Source organism: Rufibacter sp. JT3400010, from assembly GCF_054956755.1.
In genome coordinates this window covers 387620-403967 of sequence record NZ_JBUDXA010000001.1, presented here as the reverse complement: position 1 = coordinate 403967, position 16348 = coordinate 387620, and the positions used below count along the sequence as shown (strand labels likewise).

The window sequence follows — 16348 nt, the reverse complement described above, 5'->3', positions numbered from 1 at the left end:
TGAACGTGACTTATAAGAAATTTTTAGCTGCGGCTTTTGTGGTTGGACTGGGTCTCTGCTCCCAGCAGGCTTCTGCGCAAATCCTGAATGACTCTACCAAAGCCATTTACGGCTCTGCCACTACGTTGGTGCTCTATGAGGCAGATATCTTCAAAGGGAACCTCACGCCGGCGCGCATAGATACCTCGTTGACCAACGTGCATCAGTTCCGGCATTGGTACTATGACACTACCCTGCAGCAGAACCTGGGTAATGTGGGCACCGCCTCGCAGCCGCTTTTCTGGCGAATGCCTACTACCTTAGGTAATCGGCTGGGCCGAAATGCTTTTGATCCCTATGCCGTGAACCCGGCCACCATTGCGTATTATGACACCAAATCGCCGTTCACGTTCCTAAACTACATGCAGGGAAGTTTGGGCGAGCAGCTCTTCAGGGCGAAGCATACGCGTAATATTTCTCCTAACTGGAACGTAGGCATTGGGTATGAGCGGCTGGGAGCGGAGCGGCAATTCGGTAGTCCCGGACCCGGTAGAGACGCCTTCATCAGCCATTATGGTTTACAGGCCTTTACCCATTATTACAGCAAAAACGACCGCTACCGCTTAATGGCCAATTTCAGCCAAACGAGCCATGACCAGATAGAAATGGGGGGGATAAGGCCCGAGAGTGGTGATACCAGAGAAGATCTTTTTGACTACAAAGAAGAACCGGTTTGGTTAGCCGAGGCTTCCAGTGAGGAGAACCGCAGCAATTTACACGCCACGCAATGGTACAAGCTGTTGGGCCCCGGGCTGCAGTTGTACCATACCCTTGATGTGAATTCGCAGACCAATTCCTATTCAGATAAAACCTTGCAGTATGGGACCGAAGGAAACAGAAGAACCCGGGTTGTCAAGTTTTATCCTGCGGTACTATTAGACTCGGCCCGCACCTATGATGATTCGTACTTTAAGCAGGTAGAAAATACGTTTGGGGTCATGGGCAGCGGCCGGTTATTTGTATACCGGGCCTATGCCAAACGCCGCGATGGCTCTTATGAGGTCACCGCTGAAGGCGTAGATGTACTGGAAAGAGCAGGCGAGGAAGATACCTTGGTGTACAAGGTTGACCGGGAAAAAAGAACCATCGCCGATAATTTTATTGGTGGTGAGGCGCAGTTCCGGTTAAAGAATGACATCTACGTCACCACAGACGCCGAGTTCCAGATTGGTGGGGGCGATTACCGGATTAATGCCCAGGCCCGTTACAAGTACCTGACCCTGAGACAGACCCGTACCTCTTATTCCCCTACCTTGTTGCAGCGGGTGTTCATCAGTAACCACTACCAATGGTTCAATGATTTTGAGAACACCCAGGCCAACCAGACGGCGGCCTCCTTGGAAGCTGGTTACAAGAACCATTACCTCAATGCCCAGCTTCAGTTCACCAACCTCAAGAACTACGTGTACTACCGTGATTCTACCGAAACCGGGAGAGCTTTGTGGGCTTCTCCGGCGCAGGAGTCAGGAAATACCAATCTGGTGCAAGCCAGTGTGCGGTACAAGCTCAGTGTGAAGTCTTTTGTCTTTGACAACACCGTGTACTACAACAAAGTAACAGGGGAAGATATCATCAGAATGCCCGAATGGTACGTCAATTCCAAAGCGTATGTACAAGGACCGCTCTTTAAAGGAGCCATAAATGTGCAGACGGGTCTAGAGATGAACTGGCATTCTTCGTATTACGCTGATGGCTACATGCCTGTAACACAGCAGTTTCATTTGCAGAATCGTTTCCTGGTGAACCGCTACCCCACGCTGGACCTATTCCTGAACACCGATATAAAAACCATCAACATTTTCCTGAAACTGAGTAACCTGAACACCGTGACTAAAGCCTGGGAACCCGGGTACTTTACCACCCCATACTACCTGGCCAATCCCTTCAGCTTCATCTTCGGTCTGCAGTGGAATTTCTATGATTAGGTTTTTAGATTAGAAGATTTGAAAATGTGTAGATGTGAAGGTTTGCAGATGTAGAAACTTTCATCTTCCAATCTCCTTTCTATGCTATGGCGCGGAAGATACTTCCGTGTCTTAGGGAAAACCGCTAAAGCAAGTCACGAAAGTAACTTCTGCGCCATGGAAAGTAAGTCTTCAAACTTTCATATCTCTACATCAACCAATCTCCACATCTTCTAATTTCCATATCTTCAAATTAAAAAAGTGGCGAAATCGATCTTAAAACTACAGCTTCCTACTGATCCCCGGTGGGTGAACATCGCGGAGATGAACATTGAGGACATACTGGTGGACCATGCCTACTGTGAGCAGAAAGCGGCCACTTCCGGCATTTCCCTGATTGTGAAGTACCCCGATAAAACCAAGCTGGTAGAGGAAATGACGGCGTTGGTGGCCGAGGAGTGGAGCCACTTTGAACGGGTGCTGGAAGAACTGAAAAAGCGTGGCTATGAATTAGGGCGCAACCGGCCCGATGAATACGTGGTGCAACTGAGCAAACACATCAGGAAAGGAGATAAGCGTGAACGCCAACTCATGGATCATTTGCTGGTAAACGCGCTTATCGAGGCGCGTTCCTGCGAACGCTTCAAACTGCTCTGGAAGAACCTGCAAGATGAAGACTTACAGAAGTTCTACTATGAGTTGATGGTGTCAGAGGCAGGCCATTACGTGAGTTTTGTAAAACTGGCGAAAGAATATATGCCTAAAGAAGTAGTAGATGCCCGCCTGCAAGAACTACTGGAGATTGAAGCCAACATCATCGCCAATCTGGAACATCGCCCAGACCGCATTCATTGATTCTGATGGGGAAATTTGGAGGCTGTTTTAAGTAAAACGGGCTATAAATTGTAGCGTCGTTACACTGTAACGACGTGGTGCTGCGCAGCAAGAACGCCACTCTCTCCCTAAAATCCCCTCCTCAAAATCTCTTCTTGGTAAGGATGTTCTGGTGTAAGGTGTGAAACGGCATTATTTCAGAGAGTCACGTCGTTACGGTGTAACGATGCTACATTATCAAGTCTTCTGCTTTTTCTTTTTGGCGGCAGGGAAGAGAATATTGTTCAAAATCAGGCGGTAACCAGGGGAGTTGGGGTACAACGATAAATCGGTGGGTTCCTCTTCCACGAAGTGCTGGTAGTCCTCGGGGTCATGGCCGCCGTAGAAGGTCCAGGTGCCTTTCCCGAAGGTGCCATGAATGTAGCGGGCTTCGTCAATGGCCTTGTTTTCGCCCATGATCACTACTTCAGATTTAATCAGGCGCTTCTTGAAACCGGTAGTCAGGCCCATGAAGCCTTTGATGGTTTTGACGTGGTTTTGGGTAAGCATGGTAGGAATGGGGTCCCACTTCGCCGAGTAGGTGAACAACTGGAAGAAGTCGTTGTTTTCGCGCAGGCCTCGCTCCAGTTGCGAGTTGTCAATGTTGGAGAACTCAGGGTGGTAGGGGTCTCTGATGAGGGTGAAATCCTTGAAGGCAAAGGTGTTGTTGAAGTTCAGTTTCTGCTGCGCTTGAGGGTCGGAGGGGTCGCCGTCAAACATGGATTCCGTGATGTCCAGACCTACGGCGGCTAGCGCAATATCATAGGTGTCGGTGGCAGAGCACATGGCGAACATAAAGCCGCCACCCGCGCAGAAGTCTCTGATGCGTTGAGCCACGGCGCTTTTCAACTGCGGCACTTTGCTGAACCCGAACCGTTTGGCGGTTGCTTCGGCCTCACGTTTCTGCTCAATGTACCAGGGCGCGTTCCGGAAGGCGGTGTAGAATTTTCCGTGCTGTCCGGTAAAGTCCTCATGGTGCAGGTGCAGCCAATCGTACTTAGGTAATTTGTCTTCTAAGATCTCGGGGTCATAGATGATATCATAGGGAATCTCGGCGTAGGTAAGCACCAGTGTCACGGCGTCATCCCAAGGCTGTTTGGACTTGGGTGAGTACACGGCAATTTTGGGGGCTTTCTCCAGCTTCATCACGTCCATGTTAGACTCGGGGGCTGCAATCTGGGTCAAAACCTGGCTGTATTGCGCGTCTGAAATGGTCTGGTAGCTGATGCCACGCACCACCAGTTCGTTTTCGATCTCATTTTGCTGTTTCAGGGCAAAAGCGCCTCCCTTGTAATTCAGGAGCCATTCTACCTCTACTTGCCGTTGCAGCGCCCAATAGGCTAGCCCATAGGCTTTTAGATGGTTCTTCTGCGTCTCGTCCATGGGCAGGAGTAGGTAAGACGCCCAACTGGCATGACTTACCAGCTGCAAGAGCAGCAGAAAAAATAAAATTCGGGGTAAAATCCTCATCTGTAATCGGTTTGGAACGAATTTAAGAAAAACGGGCAATAAACAGGAAAACCTTTACTTTTATAGCAGTAAGAAAGCGAACACATGTGCGACCAATAGGTTGTTCCGGTACTGGCGCCCCAAAAACATGAATCTTTTAGAAAACACCAAAGAAGGTTTCCGCTCTATCAAAGGCAATATGCTCCGCACGGTGCTCACGGCCCTTATCATCTCCATCGGGATTATGTCTTTAGTTGGTATTCTAACGGCAATTGAGGGCATCAAGTATTCCGTTTCCAGCACATTTTCCACGTTAGGGGCCAATTCCTTCGACATTGAAAAGAAATGGGATGGCGGCGGACAGCGGGGCGGGCGGCAGAACAAGGTTTATCCTAACATTACGGAATTCCAGGCGAGGCAGTACAAAGAACTAATGGCCGATAAAGCACGGGTGAGTTTGTCTGCCTGGGTAAGTGGCAATGTGTCTGTCAAGGCCGGAAGCATCAAAACCAACCCTAACATGAGCGTAATTGGCGGCGATGAAAACTATCTGGTAAACGAAAACTATGACCTGGAACTGGGGCGTCCTTTCTCCAACACCGAGATTGAAACCGGTGCCCCGGTAGCCATCATTGGCGAAGAAGTAGCCAATAAACTGTTCCCTAAGCAGAGCCCCGAAGGCAAAAGCATTATTATGATGGGCCGTCGGTTCAAGGTGATTGGCAAAATCAAAAACGAAGGCGGCGGTTTAGGCGGGGGCGGTAGTAACCGCCGCATTATCATTCCGCTGGAAGCGGCTACCCAAATTCCTACGCCTAGTCCTTTGACGTTCGAGATAAAATCAGCTATTTTAAATGGTTCCAGTCTGGCCTTTGCCATGGAAGAAGCCACGGGCATTATGCGCAAGGTGCGGCAGGACCGGCTAGGCCAGGAAGATTCCTTTGAAATTACCCGTAGTGACTCTGTGGAGCAAGAACTGAACAACATTACCGGTTATCTAAAATCGGGTGGTTTTCTGGTGGGCTTTATTACGTTGCTGGGTGCTTCCATTGGTTTAATGAATATTATGATGGTGAGCGTGACCGAGCGTACCCGCGAAATTGGCATTAGAAAAGCCCTGGGAGCCACTATCAAGCAAATACGGCTGCAATTCCTGATTGAGGCCATTGTCATCTGCGTACTGGGGGGAATAGTAGGAATTCTACTGGGTATTTTAATGGGCAACGGCATTGCCATGCTCATTGGCAAAGGCGAATTCTTTGTGCCTTGGCTGTGGATGATTGTGGGCATGGGTATCTGTATTACCGTAGGGCTCATCTCGGGGTATTACCCGGCTTACAAAGCCTCCAAGCTGGATCCTATAGAATCGCTCCGCTACGAATAGTTGGGTAAAGAGCCCAAAAGAAGCACTTGCCCGATGTGGTTCTTCGGCTTACATTTGCGTTTTTAAAAGGTGATGGGGTACCACCTGTTTACAAACCGCCTTCTGTCAAGGCTGATGACTCCTACTTCTGCGTAGCTGAAATAGAACGGCTGCGCCTTTGATGATGTATCAACAGAAGTAGTATGACCTTTTTCAAAAAAAGATTCCTTTCCAAGTTCCTTCTTTCCCAAAGCTCTTTTCCGCAGGAATTTTCCTTGAACTTTCTCTTTCTGGGACGTTGGTTTGGCCTCGCCTTGTTGGTGGGAGTCCTGTCCGGGAGCGCTTCGGCCTTGTTTCTGAAATTGCTGGTAATGGCCACCGCTTACCGGGAAAGTCACTTATGGTTGATTGCCCTTCTGCCCCTAGGCGGTTTTCTGATTGGTTGGCTGTATTACACCTGGGGGCAGCAAGCGGAAGCTGGGAACAACTTGCTGCTATCTTCTATTCAGACCCCCGCTTCTAAACGCATACCTTTCATCATGGTGCCTCTGGTATTGGTGACCACTGTTCTCACCCACCTGTTTGGCGGTTCGGCAGGCCGGGAAGGCACCGCGGTGCAAATGGGAGGATCCCTGGCCGACCAACTAACCCGCTTATTCAAGCTGCGCCCCCGAGACCGGAAAATAATTTTGATCTGTGGCGTGAGTGCTGGTTTTGCCTCCGTGTTTGGAACACCCTTGGCCGGAGCCATTTTTGGACTTGAAGTTTTCCTGTTGGGGCAAGTCCGGTACCAGGCGCTGCTTCCTTCTTTTCTGGCGGCTGTGGTAGCTGATTACGTCACAACGGCGTGGGGGATTGGGCACACGGCCTATCCGGTGGTAGAAGTGCCGACTATTACGGTTCTAACCCTTGGGGCTACCATTCTGGCGGGTATTTGTTTTGGGCTGGCGGCAAGGCTTTTCTCCTGGGCTTCTCATGCAATTGGTGCCTCGTTTAAAAAGTATATCTCGTATCCGCCCTTCAGACCGGTGGTGGGAGGAGCTGTTCTCGCACTTCTTGTCTGGGCAATGGGTACCACCAAGTATATAGGATTAGGTATTTCTACCATTGTAGAATCATTTACCTCCCCGCTGCCGCCGTATGATTTTCTGGTAAAGTTGGCACTTACCGCCTTAACCCTGGGCAGTGGTTTCAAAGGAGGAGAGGTCACACCGCTGTTTTACATAGGGGCTACCTTGGGGAACGCACTATTTGCCGGATTGCCTTTGCCGTTGGAGTTGTTGGCCGCCATGGGCTTTGTCGCGGTTTTTGCCGGAGCCTCCAATACGCCCTTGGCCTGCACGTTCATGGCCATTGAATTATTTGGGGCTGGATGTGGGCTGTATGCGGGTTTGGCTTGCGCCGTGGCTTATGTGTTTTCGGGGCACAGCGGTATTTATGGGGCGCAGCTAGTGACGGAGAGTAAGCATCCTTTTTTTGCCCGTGAGTCTGGTGTTAAATTGTCAGAGGTGAAGAGAAGGTTTTTTTGAGTTTTTTTCTTAGGAGCTGAGCAGATTCATTCAGAGATAACATGGTCCAAGTTTTCAACTTGGACCTATTATGGTCGGAAGTTTGCAACTTCCGTGAGTCGAATGCCTCAAACCTTCTTTTGCTGATTCAGGTGCATGTAGTTTGCTGTTGCTAGCGTGGTGACTGTTTGAAGCGAGGCCCTTATGCTTGGTTGTTGCATGGTTTCTCTCCGTGCGCTCACGGCCGCGGGGCCCCGTCTTCCCTTCACGCACTGCCCTTTCGGCCTGAACTGTCATTTGCGCTTAGTTTTGCCATTCCGGGGCCAAAAGCGAGGCGCGCTCGGGGAAGACTGGAACAGGGGAAAGTAGCAGAAGACGTTATCAGGTATCGTAGAGACCAGGCACTGCCTTGTCTCTCACGCATTGCTTTCTTCTTCAATCACGCATTCCTATTAGCCGCAAAGGCGTATTCCCCTCTAGGGCACATTGATACCCTCGCTCGCCTCTGGCGAGTGTGAGCTACTTGCGGCGTCCCGCCGCTTTAGATAGGAAAAGAAGCGTTCAGAAGCATAGTTCACATTTGCAAGGGGGAAGGAAAGAGCATAAAAAAAGCCTGACGTATGTCAGGCTTTCCTATTGATAAAATGAGCGCGTTATTTCTTTGCGGCGGGTTTATTCGCTTTGTATTCTTCGTTCAGGCCTTTTACGGCATCATCTGTGATGTCCAGGGATTTGTCTCCGTAGAGGATGGCGCTGTTGCCGCGGGTGTAGGTCAACACCATTTTATAGCCTTTCTCCTGGCTTACTTTTTTGAGGTGGGCTTCTACTTTCTCGTAGATTTTTTTCATCTCATCGTTCTCGTCTTTGGCCAGTTGGTTGCCCAGGGTCTGCTGCTGTCCGGCCAGTTGCTGTTCTTTCTGGGCCAGGCGTTGCTCGGTGGCGGCGCGTTGTTCCTGGGTCATGCCGGCCCCGGTCTGGCGATATTGCTCCACTTCTTTCTGGAAACTGGTGGCTTTGCCTCTCAGGTCGTTCTCCATGCGCTTGCCTTTGGCTTCCAGACGGGCTTTCACGTCTTTGAAGTACTGGTATCTGTTCAGAAGAGTGTCTGAGTTTACAAATACAATCTCGGGAGCTACAGAACCAGTGGTAGAAGGAGCTGTTTCGGTTTCGTCAGTATCCGTGTTTTCGGCGGCTGGTGTGGTTTGAGTGGTAGCCGTGGTGGCTTGTTTGGGAGCCTGGTCGTTTTTACAGGCCGAAAAAGATGCTGATAACACAGCCAATAAGAGAAGCTTTCTAGTGATGCTCACAGTCAATGATTAAGGATGGTGAAAATGAAATCAGGGACCGCGACCATCTTTTCGCGGCCCCTGATTTGTTGTTTGGGCTCTAATTTAAGAAAATAAATGGTAAGGGGTAGAACCTGCGGGGTAGGAAGATTAATTTCCGCCGGCGCGGTTCACCTCGTCCAGGTTGGTGGCGCGTTTCTTCATCTCAAATTTCTCGCCTTTGTTGAAGCGGTAGCGTAGGTTCAGGCGTACTCCCTGGCCAAATTGGTACATGTTTATTTTGTTTAAGTTGCCATTCACTTCAGAGGTACCTTTCATGATTTGGGTTCTGAAAATATCGGTTAGGGCCAGGCTTGCATCCAGTTGGTCTTTCAGGAAGGACCTTTTTACGGCCACATCTACCCAGCCGGCAGGATCTGTTTTGTACACGTTGAACACGCCTTTGCTGCGGTAATTGCCGTTCACTTCCACTTTAAAGTTTTTGGGTAACAAAATGTTGTGGTTGGTTTGGGCCGTTAACATGGTCTGGGCGTTGAAAATGGCTTTCTCGTCTACTATGGTGGTGTAGTTCTGGTAAGCCACGGTCACGTTGTTGTTCATGTTCCACTTGGAGGTCACGGTTACTGGTGCCACCACCGTGATATTGGCAGTTTTGCTCTCTACGTTGCGCTGTTGGAATACCATGGAGTTTGTCTCAGGATAGAAGGCAGGAACTTCAGAGATATCATCTTTAGTGTGGGCGTAGCCGATGATCAGGTTATAGTTTTTCCGGAACGTCTGGGTTACCTGGAAGGAATTGGTGTACTCGGGTTTCAGGTACGGGTTGCCTTGGGCGTAGGTGTTGGCGTCAATGTAGAACCGGAAAGGGTTTAGGTTGCTGTAGCGCGGACGGTAAATGCGGCGGCTGTAATTGTAGCCAATCTGGTAGTTCTCAGAGACTTTTTGCTGCACAAACACGCTGGGGAACAAATCCAGGTAGGAGCGGGGTGTCACTTTTTGCTCAGGAATTGAGTTGCCTTTGGAGTCAGTGTACTCGGCCCGGAGTCCGGCCTGCAACGTGAATTTAGGATTCAGGCTGGCGCTGAAGTTGGAGTAGGCGGCGTAGATGTTTTCGTCATAGATGAAGTGGTCGCCTCTGCGTTTCTGGTCTGGCACGCGGGTAGAACCTTCCAGGGTGAAGAAATCTATCTGGTTGTCAGACTCCACGTAGCTGGCTTTCGCGCCCAGTTCCAGCTTGCCTTTGATGGAAGGGAAAGGCCTTGCATAATCTACCTTGGCTGAGTAAATCTGGTAAGCGGTAGGATTGTCGTTCTCAAAGTACTCTTCCTCTACAGAGCCATCAGAAACATGGGTCTTGAAGTTTAAAAAGTCGCTAAGGCCATGGTCTTTGATTCTGGCTACGTCTACATCAGCGGAAAGCGTGGTGCCCAGGGTATCTAGTTTGCCCACGTAATGCGCGTTGAAGGTGGCACTATAGAACTTCCGTTTGTTATGGGTGAATGTTTGGTTTGTGATGGGGCCGTCTTCTTTTGGGTCCAGCAAGGTGGAGTTGGTGTTCACCCCGGAGTTAGGGCGGGAATAAGATACATTCACCGATGCTCCCACACTATGGTTTTTGTTCAGGTCATAATCAGTTCCGAAACGGGCATTAGGGGCAAAAGTATAGCCGTTTTCCTGCCCTTTCTGAGCAAGGGTTGCATTTTCCCCCTCGGCGTTGAAGAAGGTGCGGTTCATGGTAAAATCTCTGCGGTAAGGCCGTTGCGCCACATCAACAGAAGCAAAAGAACTCCATTTACCTTGTTTCAGGTTAAGGTTCAGGCCACCGTTTCCGCCACTTTTCGTGTTGTTCTGGTAACCGGCGTACACGCTTCCGTTCAGGCCGTCCAGCGTGTTTTTCTTCAGGTTCAGGTTAATGATGCCCGCAGAGCCCTCGGCGTCAAACTTAGCCGATGGGTTGGCGATGATTTCCAGGTTCTTCAGATTATCGGCGGGCATGCCTTGCAGCATGGTCTGGAGTTGTTTTCCGTCCAGGTAAGTCAGTTTACCATCAATCATCACCTTTACGCCTTGTTTTCCGTTCAGCTGGATGTTGCCGTCCTGGTCCACCCACACGCCCGGCGACTTCGCCAGCACATCATAGGCGGTATTGCCCGCCGCCATGGCCGTTCCTTCCACACTCACCACCATTTTATCGGCCTGCACATCTACGCTGGGCCGTAGGTTCTGTACGGTCACTTCTTTGAGCACCTTGGCATCCTGTTTCAAGGCAATTCTTCCGAAATCACGCGAAAAACCGATAGAGGAAACCTCTACCGCAGGCAAGTCCTGATTGGCAAAACCCATGGCGCTGATGCGGAGCAGGTATTTGCCGGGAGCGGGGGTTTTCAGTTTAAAGGTACCATTCAGTTCAATGGCGGTGCCGGTGAGCAAAGACGCATCGGCGGCTTTCAGCAGGGACACGGTGCCGTAGGGGAGCGGTTCGCCTTTTTCATCTACCACCAAGCCGGTGAGGGAACCAGGGGTTTGGGCCAGGGCGGCCTGGGTCAGGAAAGCCAGGGCGGCCAGTAAGAGGAGGAAGTTGTATAGCTTTTTCATGGCAGTAGGTGTTTATGGGATGATGTTTAATGTGTATAGTACTGTGTTATGCAAGGTACATGTAGAAAAAAAAAGCCCGGCGGACTACAACCAGAACGTCTCTGGGGCAGCAACGGCTTTCTTCACGCGGGAGGCACCATGGGTAGAAGTCAGGTAGACATAGCCAAACACGATAGCCGTGAATGAACCTAAAAAGAGCATCACCTGAAATAAGAGCTGGAGGAGGGTTTGGGTTTCCATGGCTGTATTTTGTTTTTGTAGGAGTAACCTCTAAGGATGAAACAAATATACTATAAGGTACTATGTAACGCAAGGTACTGTTTGGAAATTTTTAAAATATTTTTTTTGAGTGTTTGGGGTGGGGAATGCGGTGCGGTGATTTCGCCGTTGTTGGTGTTATCACCAACAACCTGAAGGACTACCCTTCTAGCAAGAAGCTTTGGTGCAAGTAGTTTGCTGTTCCCTTGGCTTGTAAGCTTACTGCGTGGGTGCAAGTGCTGGGTTGTTTCATCTTTTCTGGTAAGCGCTCACGGCCGCGAGGCCCCGTCTTCCCCTCTCGCACTGCCCTTTCGGCCTGCACTGTTTGTCTCTCTTAGCTATTGTCTGTCTATGGCCAAAAGCGAGGCGCGCTCGGGAAAGACTGGTAAGGGGAAAGTAGCAGAATGGATTTCTACCCTCTAAAGCAGATACTTCCCCTTTGAAGGGGACGAAGGGGCATGTTTACACAAGCAGATCAAACGCATTCCCATTAGGAAACATGGTTCAAGTCTGTGACTTGGACCTACCATGACCGGAAGTTTGCAACTTCCGTGAAGCGAGGGCTTCAAAGATGTTTGCTGAATTGTGAATTACGTTTCTGGGCCATTTTCTGCAAGACAGCTCCTAAGACCTCGTAGCGTCTTCAGACCTGCGAGCGTCTCTCCGCCATCAACCTAATCAAGCCTATTCTCTCCAGCATCAATCATCAACTCAAACATAAAAGTTATTCGATGTTTCGGGGCTGTTTACCGTAATACAGCCCCGAAACATGTAGCTAATATTATCAGCCACCGGCACGGTTAGATTCTTCCAGGGTGGTGTTGCGGCGTTGCATTTCGAACTTCTGGCCTTTGTTGAACCGGTAGCGCAGGTTGAGCCGGACGCTTTGCGCCCCGAAGTACTGGTCAAAGGCGTTGACGTTGCCGTCGAAGTTGGCGGAACCTATCACCTTGCGGGTTCTAAAGATGTCAGTCACGGCCAGAGAGGCTTCCAGTTGGTCGCTCAGGAAAGAGCGCTTCACGGCGGCGTCAAGCCACCAGTTGCGCTCTATGATATAGAGGCCATAGGCGGCTGGCCCCTGGTAGCCTGCGTTCAGTTCCATCTTAACTTTCTTGGGCAGTTGCAGCGTGTGGTTGGAGTTGAGCATGTAATAGAACTGCTTGTTTTCCTGCACTTTGTTTTTAATAGTTAAGGCGTAGGACTGGTAACCCAGCGTCACGTTGTTGTTGATGTCCCATTTGTTCGAGATTTTCACAGGAGCCACCAGCGTGCCGAAGTATGAATCAAAGTCATCTACATTGCGGGGCCCGAAAACAGTGGTGTTGTTTTGGGTGTTCTGCTCCGGAATCTCGGCCACGAAATCAGTGGTCTTGGAGTAGCCAAGCGTCAGAATGTAGGTGTTCTTGAACGTTTGAGCTACCTCAAAGGCGTTGGAGTACTGTGGCTTCAGGTAAGGGTTACCCTGCGCCCAGGTCAAGGGGTCCAGGTAGAAGATGAACGGGTTCAGGGAACCGTAGTTAGGCCGATTGATGCGACGGCTGTAGTTGTAGGTGAGTTGGTAGTTGTCACTTACTTTCTGCTGCACAAATACGCTGGGGAAGAAGTTGAGGTACTCGCGTGGCGTGGTTTGGTCCAGCGTTTTGGAATATCCCTCAGAAACGGTATGCTCGGCCCGCAGACCGGTTTGCACGCTCCATTTGGCTCCCAAACTCATGGTGTAGTTCACGTAGCCCGCGTAGATGTTCTCTTTGTAGATGAAATGGTTGCTGCGGGTAGGGTCGTTCACTTGGGTGCTGCCTTCCAGGGAAAAGAACTTGAGCTGGTTGTCTGAGGTCACGTAGCTGGTTTTAACCCCGGCCTCCAGTTTGCTCTTGTTTTGGAATTTCTTCGTGTAATCGGCCTTGGCCGAATAGATGTGGTATTTGGTGGGGTTGTCGCTGCCCAGGCTTTGTACCTCCGTAGGTTTGGAGGCATTGGGATAGGCAAAGGTGTTCAGGAAGCGGGAATTGTCCTGGTCTTTGATCTGCACATAGTCCACGTCTGCGGAGAGCGAAGAACCCAGCGTGTCTATCTTGAACACGTAATGGCCGTTCAGGGTAATGTTGTAGTAGCTGCCGTCTACCCGGTTATTGGCTTTGATGAACTGGTCTTCCAGTTGGTTCCCGTTCCGCAGGTGGGTATCTGTGTCATACCTGTTGTCCCAGGTTAAGGTGGTGTAGTTGGCGGTGCCGCCAATGCTGTGGCGGTCGTTGAAGTCATAGTCGGTGCCGGCGCGGAGGGAGGGAACCAGGCGCACGCCCAGCTCATTGCCATTTTGGTCAAAGGTAGTGCGGCCTTCTTCACTGTTGAACACGCGGGTCATGGTGTTGGTGCGCAGGTTCACGCGCCGCGATACATCTACATTCGCGAAGGAGCTCCAGCGGCTGGTTTTATAATTCACGTTGGCACCGGAGTTGAACCCGTGGTGCCCGTTGAACTGGTAGCCGGTGTACACACTGCCGTTCATGCCTACCTGGGTGTTGCGCTTCAGGTTAAGATTGATGATGCCAGAATTGCCCTCAGCGTCATATTTGGAGGACGGATTGCTGATGATTTCCAGGTCTTTGATGTTTTCGGCGGGCATACTCTGCAACATGGTCTGTAGTTGCTTGCCGGTGAGATAGGTGAGCTTGCCGTCAATCATCATGCGCACCCCGGCTTTACCGTTCAGTTGGATGCTCCCGTCTTGGTCCACCCACACGCCGGGTGCCTTGGAAAGAACTTCCAGCGCCGTACTGCCCGCCGCCATGGCCGTTCCCTCCACGCTCACCACCATCTTGTCTGGGTGGTTCACAATGGTGGGCCGCATGGCTTCCACGGTCACTTCCTTCAGCAGCTTGCTGTCAGTTTTCAGAACCATCGTCCCGAAATCTTTGCTGAACCCGCCCGCCGTTACCGTGAAAGGAGGGGTGTCCAGGGCGGCATATCCCATTGCGCTGATGCGCAGCAGGTAAGAGCCGGGGGCCGGAGCGGGCATTTTGAAGGTTCCGTCCACTTCAATTCCAGCCCCGTTTACCACCGATGCCTCGGGCATCTTAAGCAGCGAAACGGTGCCGTAGGAAAGAACTTCGCCCTTTTCGTCTTTCAATTTACCGGTCAGCAGCCCGGCGCTTTGCGCGAAGAGGGATTGCACGGTGCAACAGAGAAAGCTGAAAAACAGGAGGTGTACTAATTTTTTCATGGAAGTTGAAAGGGTTTGAACGCGTGAATAAAAGGAGGGCCCAGTTTCTCTTTGTTCAGCTGATACTCCATAGATGAAGACATTTGTCTGATGGTTGCCTAAGCGCTTCATTTAATTTTCAGACCATCTACATCACGCTTTCCCTTATGTCAAATTCTTGCCAAAAACCTGGTTGATGCTTTATTATTTGATAATCAGTTTTTTATGTATAAAATAGATGTTGTATTATGTTCAGAACCGGACAGATTATGTTCGCAATAGAACAGGCAGACCGTACCGGAACTTCAAAAAAATTGTGTCAGAAGTTCTTATGCTCGGGGAGGGCTCACTGGTGTTTTGAGGCTGTTTTGCAGAAATCAGCTCTTAACTGGAAGATGAGAAGCGTTCAACCTTGAGGGCTTTCTTCAGCCGAGGAGGAACAATCAACTGACAACAGATGCAATAGTTTCTTTGCAGGTTTGACCAGTTTGGCCATTTTGCCCGTACTTTGCTCAACAGACAAAATGTAGCACCTCATTTATTTGGTTCATGCGTCCAGAAACACCTGCCCCGCCATTAGTACCACAAAAAGAAAATAAACCCGAAACGGGATTTCTGAAAAGAATTGGCCTGGATGCCTTTTTGCTGGCCTTGCTGGCGATGATTGTGCTCGCCTACCTATGGCCTGAATTGGGCGAAGAAAACGGACCGCTGCCGCTGGAAGAAATCACGACGTACGGTGTTTCGCTCATCTTCTTTTTCTACGGCCTGCGGTTAAGCCCCGCCAAACTCAAGGCCGGGCTCAGTGATTGGCGGCTGCATTTGGTGGTGCAGTTGAGCACGTTTCTGCTGTTTCCTTTGCTGGTGTACGTGGCTCATCTGCTGTTAGCCGACCAAGAAAATCAGTTGCTGTGGTTAGGCGTTTTCTACGTGGCAGCTTTGCCGTCTACGGTTTCATCCTCGGTGGTGATGGTGTCCATAGCGGGCGGAAACATTCCGTCGGCCATCTTCAATGCCAGTATTTCCAGCCTGATTGGGGTATTCATGACACCGCTCTGGATGGGACTGTTCATGAGCACCAGCTCTACCGCCGACATGGATTTGGGTAGTATTATCCTGAAGTTGATGCTGCAGGTGCTGTTACCGGTTACGTTGGGCGTGTTGCTGAACAAGCGGTTCGGAGCCTTTGCCGAGCAGCAGAAAGGCCGGCTGCGGCTCTTTGACCAGACCATTATCCTGCTCATCGTCTATTCCTCCTTCTGCGATTCCTTCGTCCGCGAAATGTTCAAAGGCTACAGCGCCACCCAACTGCTACTGCTGGGAGGCGCCATGGTGGCCTTATTCTTCCTGGTCTTCGGATTGATTCATGTGCTCAGTACCGCGCTAGGTTTCTCCCGCGAAAACCGGATTACGGCCATTTTCTGCGGCTCCAAAAAATCGCTGGTCCACGGCACGGTCATGTCCAAGGTGATTTTCCCAGATGCCAACATTGTAGGGATCATCCTTCTGCCACTCATGTTGTACCACGCCCTGCAATTAATTGCTGCCAGTGTTCTGGCCCAGCGCATGGCCCGGCAGACCAGTGTTACTACTGAAAAAGGCTGAGGTTTTTCAGGCTGTTTTTGGGAAACCAGGTTGGAAACGATAAGCTTAATATTCTCTTTTCTGTCACTTCTCTCTTTTTCTCCTTCACTGTCATCCTGAAAGGATCTTGTGAGCGAACTAGAAAGGCTTAGTAGTTAACGCTATTACCGTTTGCCTACAAGATCTTTCCAAGATGACAAAATAAGGGAAGGTGCTCATTATGTAGAAAGCAAAAGGTCCAGCTATGTCTAACATAGCTGGACCTTCAATCATGTAACAGGAATTTCGAG

At 50.3% G+C, this 16348-nt stretch carries 10 protein-coding genes and 1 riboswitch; of the genes, 5 read left to right on the top strand and 5 right to left on the bottom strand.

The features are described from left to right. Window positions 1–5: 5 nt before the first annotated feature. Window positions 6–1964 carry a putative porin gene (locus ACY0JR_RS01610; RefSeq protein WP_462632060.1) on the top strand — a complete coding sequence of 653 codons (1959 nt, stop codon included), beginning with the start codon at window positions 6–8 and terminating at the stop codon, window positions 1962–1964. Between the two features lie 240 nt (window positions 1965–2204). Continuing rightward, a complete protein-coding gene (locus tag ACY0JR_RS01605) occupies window positions 2205–2798 on the top strand; it encodes a MiaE family protein (RefSeq protein WP_462632058.1) in 594 nt (197 codons plus the stop codon). Window positions 2799–3014: 216 nt separating this feature from the next. On the opposite strand, the gene ACY0JR_RS01600 is transcribed toward ACY0JR_RS01605, so the two are convergent. Next, on the bottom strand, window positions 3015–4286 hold the full coding sequence (locus ACY0JR_RS01600) for an asparagine synthetase B (protein WP_462632057.1): 1272 nt from the start codon (window positions 4284–4286) through the stop codon (window positions 3015–3017). 127 nt (window positions 4287–4413) lie between these two features. On the opposite strand from ACY0JR_RS01600, the gene ACY0JR_RS01595 reads away from it, so the two are divergent. Further along, entirely contained in the window at window positions 4414–5649 is a 1236-nt protein-coding gene (locus ACY0JR_RS01595; RefSeq protein ID WP_462632055.1) for an ABC transporter permease, read from the top strand. Window positions 5650–5708: 59 nt separating this feature from the next. Further along, window positions 5709–5780, top strand: a riboswitch (Fluoride riboswitch). Window positions 5781–5831: 51 nt separating this feature from the next. Beyond that, window positions 5832–7157 carry a voltage-gated chloride channel family protein gene (locus ACY0JR_RS01590; RefSeq protein WP_462632054.1) on the top strand — a complete coding sequence of 442 codons (1326 nt, stop codon included), beginning with the start codon at window positions 5832–5834 and terminating at the stop codon, window positions 7155–7157. Between the two features lie 632 nt (window positions 7158–7789). Here ACY0JR_RS01590 and ACY0JR_RS01585 read toward each other — a convergent pair. The 4 genes from ACY0JR_RS01585 to ACY0JR_RS01570 all read right to left on the bottom strand — a co-directional run bounded on the left by ACY0JR_RS01585 (window position 7790) and on the right by ACY0JR_RS01570 (window position 14495). Continuing rightward, a complete protein-coding gene (locus ACY0JR_RS01585) occupies window positions 7790–8410 on the bottom strand; it encodes an OmpH/Skp family outer membrane protein (protein ID WP_462632053.1) in 621 nt (206 codons plus the stop codon). Between the two features lie 162 nt (window positions 8411–8572). Further along, window positions 8573–11017 (bottom strand): TonB-dependent receptor, encoded by a 2445-nt coding sequence (locus ACY0JR_RS01580; RefSeq protein WP_462632052.1) that lies wholly within the window; start codon window positions 11015–11017, stop codon window positions 8573–8575. An 84-nt stretch (window positions 11018–11101) separates the two neighbouring features. After that, entirely contained in the window at window positions 11102–11257 is a 156-nt protein-coding gene (locus ACY0JR_RS01575) for a hypothetical protein (protein WP_462632051.1), read from the bottom strand. Window positions 11258–12059: 802 nt separating this feature from the next. Next, the gene (locus ACY0JR_RS01570) at window positions 12060–14495 is read right to left on the bottom strand and encodes a TonB-dependent receptor domain-containing protein (RefSeq protein ID WP_462632050.1); all 2436 of its coding nucleotides are present in this window, start codon (window positions 14493–14495) and stop codon (window positions 12060–12062) included. A 528-nt stretch (window positions 14496–15023) separates the two neighbouring features. On the opposite strand from ACY0JR_RS01570, the gene ACY0JR_RS01565 reads away from it, so the two are divergent. Further along, window positions 15024–16079 (top strand): bile acid:sodium symporter family protein, encoded by a 1056-nt coding sequence (locus ACY0JR_RS01565; protein ID WP_462632049.1) that lies wholly within the window; start codon window positions 15024–15026, stop codon window positions 16077–16079. Window positions 16080–16348 lie beyond the last annotated feature (269 nt).